Genomic DNA, 4,109 nt, shown 5'->3' with positions numbered 1-4,109 from the left:
CGCCCCGCCGGGCCGCACGCGCCCCACCAGCGCCATCCGCTCCACCCTCCCCCACGAACCCGTGCCCGCCCCCGTCCCCAGCGCGGGGCCCGCACGCGCTCCGGCGACCGCGCCGGGGCAGCTCCGTCCGCTCCGCCCCACCCACCGGAAGGAACACCCTCATGCGCAACCGCCTCGCCGCCGGCCTCGCGGCCCTCACCGCCGCCGGCGCCCTGCTCGTCCTCCCGGCCGTCCCGGCCAGCGCGGCCGGCACCCCGGTGCTGACCATCGCCGGTACCGGCACGGCCGTCGGGGTCGGCGACACGCTGGCCGCGAACCTGGTCAGCGGCACCTACGCCACCATGTACAACCCGGGCACCACCACCGGCGTCAAGTGCTCCGGCTCCACCATCGGCGGCAGCGTCGCCGCCAACCCGCTCGCCACCGGCTCCGCCACCGCGTCCGGCCCGGTCGGCACCCTGACCTTCTCGGGCTGCACCTCCAACGTGGTGGGCGTCACCGGCGTGAACAGCCTGACCATGAACAACCTGCCCTACACCCTGAGCATCTCCGACTCCGCCGGGTTCCCGGTCAGCCTGAGCGGCTCCATCCAGGCCGCGGTCAGCCTCAAGACCCTGGCCGGCAACGCCCTGTGCACCTACTCCTCGACCGGCGGCGCCCTCAACGGCAACGCCACCAACACCCCGCCGCAGATCAACATGGCCAACCAGGCCTTCACCAAGCTGTCCGGCCCGAGCATCTGCTTCGCCAGCATCAACTTCTCGGCGTCCTACGGCCCGGTCACCGACACCACCCTGGGCGGCACCGTCTTCGTCAACTGACGCCGCCACCAACCGCGGTGCACGTCACCGCACCCCGCACACCCGGACGCCGCGCCCACCCCTCGGGCGCGGCGTTCCGCGCTGACGATCCGTCAATCCCCTTCTCCATCGGCCTTGTTCGCGGTCCTGGCCCGCACGTGCACCCGCTCCCCCTGCGGGCCGAACAGGCTGAGGAACTCCACCGGCACCCGGCCCGCGTTGGTGAACAGGTGCGGCGTCCGGGTGTCGAACTCCGCCGCCTCGCCCGCCTTCAGCACCACCTCGTGCTCGCCCAGCTTCAGCAGCAGCTCCCCGGAGAGCACGTACAGCCACTCGTGGCCCTCGTGGGTGCGCTGCTCGCAGTTCTCCCGGCTGCCGCCCGCCGGGACGACGATCTTGTACGCCTGCATGCCGCCGAGGCTGCGGGCCAGCGGCAGGTACGTCCAGCCGTGCCGGACGAACGGGCGCAGCCGCACCCGGGGGTCGCCGGTGGGCGGGGCGTCGACCAGTTCGTCCAGCGCCACGCCGTGCGCGCGGGCCAGCGGCAGCAGCAGTTCCAGGGTCGGCCGCCGTCCGCCGGACTCCAGCCGGGAGAGCGTGCTGACCGAGATGCCGGTCTGCTCGCTCAGCTGCGCCAGCGTGGTGCCGTGCTGCTGCCGGATCGCCCGCAGCCGGGGGCCGACCCCCGTCAGCACCGCCTCGAAGTCCTCGCCCATCGCCTCGCTCCTCTCCGGCTTCGCCACTCCCCCATTTGCCACCCCTCAATTTGCCACCTCAGCAACATTGTTTGTCAATCCGGCGAACCCGGCGCACCATCGGAGCATGACCACGACGCACCCGCACGAGCACTCCCAGCAGCACCCGCAGCAGCCCTCGCGCCCCGCCCGCCACCACGACGTCCTGGTCGTCGGAGGCGGCGCCGCCGGGCTCAGTGGCGCCCTCACCCTGGTCCGGGCCCGCCGATCCGTCCTGGTGGTCGACGCGGGCCGCCCGCGCAACGCGCCCGCCGAGGGCATCCACGGCCTGCTCGGCCGCGAGGGCCTCCCGCCCGCCGAACTGGTCGCCCTGGGCCGGGCCGAAGTCGCCTCGTACGGCGGCGAGTTCCACGACGCGGAGGTGCTCGGCATCCACCGCGAGGAGGACGGCGGCTTCCGCGCCGAACTGTCCGACGGCACCGCCGTGCACGCCCGCCGGCTGCTGCTGACCACCGGCACCACCGACCTGCTGCCCGAGGTGCCCGGCCTGGCCGAGCGCTGGGGGCACCAGGTGGTGCACTGCCCGTACTGCCACGGCTGGGAGGTCCGCGACCGGAAGATCGCCGTGCTGGCCACCGACCCGGCCATCGCCGTCCACCAGGCCCTGCTGTGGCGGCAGTGGAGCGACGACGTCACGCTGCTCGCGCACACCAGCGCGCCGCTCGACGAGCAGCAGCGGCGCGAACTGGCCGCCCGCGGCGTGACCGTGGTGCCCGGCGAGGTGGCCGCACTGCTGCCCGAGGACGGCCCCGAGAACGGCCCCGACAGCGCCACCGACAGTGCCGCCGAGGGCGCCGGGCTGACCGGGGTCCGGCTGGCCGACGGCACCGTGGTGGCCTGCGAGGCGCTGGCCGTCGGCACCGAGATGACGGTGACCGCGCCGTTCCTGGCCGAGCTGGGCCTGGCGGCGACCGACCTGGTCCGCGAGGGCGTCCGGTTCGCCACCCGGCTGGCCACCACCGACCCGACGGGCGCCACCGGCGTCCCCGGCGTCTGGGCGGCGGGCAACCTGACCGACCCGGCCGCGCAGGTCGCGATCGCCGCCGCGGACGGGCTGCGGGCGGCCGCCGCGATCAACGCCGACCTGGTCGCCGAGGAGACCCGGCTGGCCGTCGACGCGGTCGAGTTCTGGGAGAAGCGGTACGGCGAGAGCGAGCAGATCTGGAGCGGCCGCCCGAACGCCTCGCTGACCGTGCAGGCCACCGGCCTGGCGCCCGGCCGGGCGCTGGACCTGGGCTGCGGCGAGGGCGGGGACGCGATCTGGCTGGCCAAGCAGGGCTGGCAGGTCACCGCCGTCGACATCTCGCAGCTCGCGCTCGACCGGGCGGCCGCCCGGGCCGCCGTCGAGGGCGTCGCCGACCGGATCGACTGGCAGCGCGTCGACCTGGCGCACGCCTTCCCGTCCGGCGGCTACGACCTGGTCTCGGCGCAGTTCCTGCACTCCCCCGCCGAGTTCCCGCGCGAGCGGGTGCTGCGCCGGGCCGCCGCGGCCGTCGACCCCGACGGCACGCTGCTGATCACCAGCCACGCCACGTTCCCGGTCAAGCACGACCACCCGCACCCCGACATGCACTTCCCCACCCCCGGGGAGATGCTCGCCGCCCTGCAACTGGACCCGGCCGGCTGGACCGTCGAACTCGCCGAGGAGCACGCCCGGCACGACCACCCCGGGCACCCCGTCACCGACCCGGACGCCCGCCCGCACCGCGACTCCACCCTCCGCCTGCACCGCAAGGGCTGACCGCACCCGCCCCCGGGGCCGCCGCCGTGCCCGCCCGCACGCGGCGGCCCCGCCCGCGTCCGCCTTCCGCCCGTTCTGCCCGTTCCACCCGCCGCATTCGTCCAGCGGCCTGACAAACCTGACGCGCCGTCAGCCCTATGATCGCGGCGTGCCCGCTCTCCGCAAGGCCCTGGCCAACCACGAGGACGCGCTGCTGCGCCTGCTGTCGATCGCCTTCCGGGTCGCCGCCGTCCTGCTGCTGCCCTGGATCGTCGACCTCGCCCTGAACGTCCGGGGCCACTTCGGGGCCCGCAACCTCTCCAACGCCTGGGTCTGGCTGGACCTGATCGAGGCCGCCTCCCTGCTGCTGCTCGCCGCCCTGGTCCGCCGCCGCCACCGCACCACCAGCCCGATCGCCTCCGCGACCGCCGTCCTGCTCGGCATGGACGCCTTCTTCGACCTCTGGTCCGCCCACCGCGGCGAGGCCTTCCGCACCGCCGAGTTCCTCGCCTACGCCGCCGAACTCCCCAGCGCCGCCCTGCTCGCCGCCCTCTCCTGGTACTCGCTGCGCTGGGCCGCCGGCCTCCACCCCGCGCCCGCGCCCGCCCGCACCCGCCGCCCGGCCCCGCCCGCTGGGAACTGAGTCCCCCCTCACACCCCCGCAAGAGTGGATCCATGGCACGGAGTGTGGTCTAGTGGGGGTACTCAGTTCCCTCCCGCATGAAAGGACAAGGTGGCCGTGAGCTTGAGGATCGTTGTCTGTGTGAAGTACGTGCCCGACGCGACCGGTGACCGTCGCTTCGCGGACGATGCCACCACCGACCGGGAGGGCGT

4 protein-coding genes and 1 pseudogene are annotated in these 4,109 nt (G+C 74.7%); 4 read left to right on the top strand and 1 reads right to left on the bottom strand.

Annotation, left to right across the window (positions count from 1 at the left end; all coding sequences use genetic code 11):
- Positions 1-161 precede the first annotated feature (161 nt).
- Positions 162-821, top strand: coding sequence for a hypothetical protein (locus tag IH44_RS0139345; RefSeq protein ID WP_030464663.1), 660 nt, complete (start codon positions 162-164; stop codon positions 819-821).
- 92 nt (positions 822-913) lie between these two features.
- Here the strand turns inward: IH44_RS0139345 and IH44_RS0139340 are convergent, their stop codons facing one another.
- Positions 914-1,516: a helix-turn-helix domain-containing protein gene (locus IH44_RS0139340; protein WP_030464662.1), complete on the bottom strand. Its 603-nt coding sequence runs from the start codon at positions 1,514-1,516 to the stop codon at positions 914-916.
- 106 nt (positions 1,517-1,622) lie between these two features.
- On the opposite strand from IH44_RS0139340, the gene IH44_RS0139335 reads away from it, so the two are divergent.
- From IH44_RS0139335 to IH44_RS46045, 3 genes and pseudogenes are all read left to right on the top strand, one after another.
- Positions 1,623-3,296, top strand: a complete 1,674-nt coding sequence (locus IH44_RS0139335; protein WP_081967395.1) for an FAD-dependent oxidoreductase — start codon at positions 1,623-1,625, stop codon at positions 3,294-3,296.
- Between the two features lie 148 nt (positions 3,297-3,444).
- Entirely contained in the window at positions 3,445-3,918 is a 474-nt protein-coding gene (locus IH44_RS43515) for a hypothetical protein (protein WP_051818295.1), read from the top strand.
- 96 nt (positions 3,919-4,014) lie between these two features.
- Positions 4,015-4,109: pseudogene (locus IH44_RS46045) on the top strand (electron transfer flavoprotein subunit beta); the annotation flags it as partial.

This window comes from Kitasatospora sp. NRRL B-11411, assembly GCF_000721345.1.
Lineage (GTDB): Bacteria > Actinomycetota > Actinomycetes > Streptomycetales > Streptomycetaceae > Kitasatospora > Kitasatospora cineracea.
Note: the sequence above shows the minus strand (reverse complement) of the source record. Positions and strands in the feature narration are given on the sequence as shown.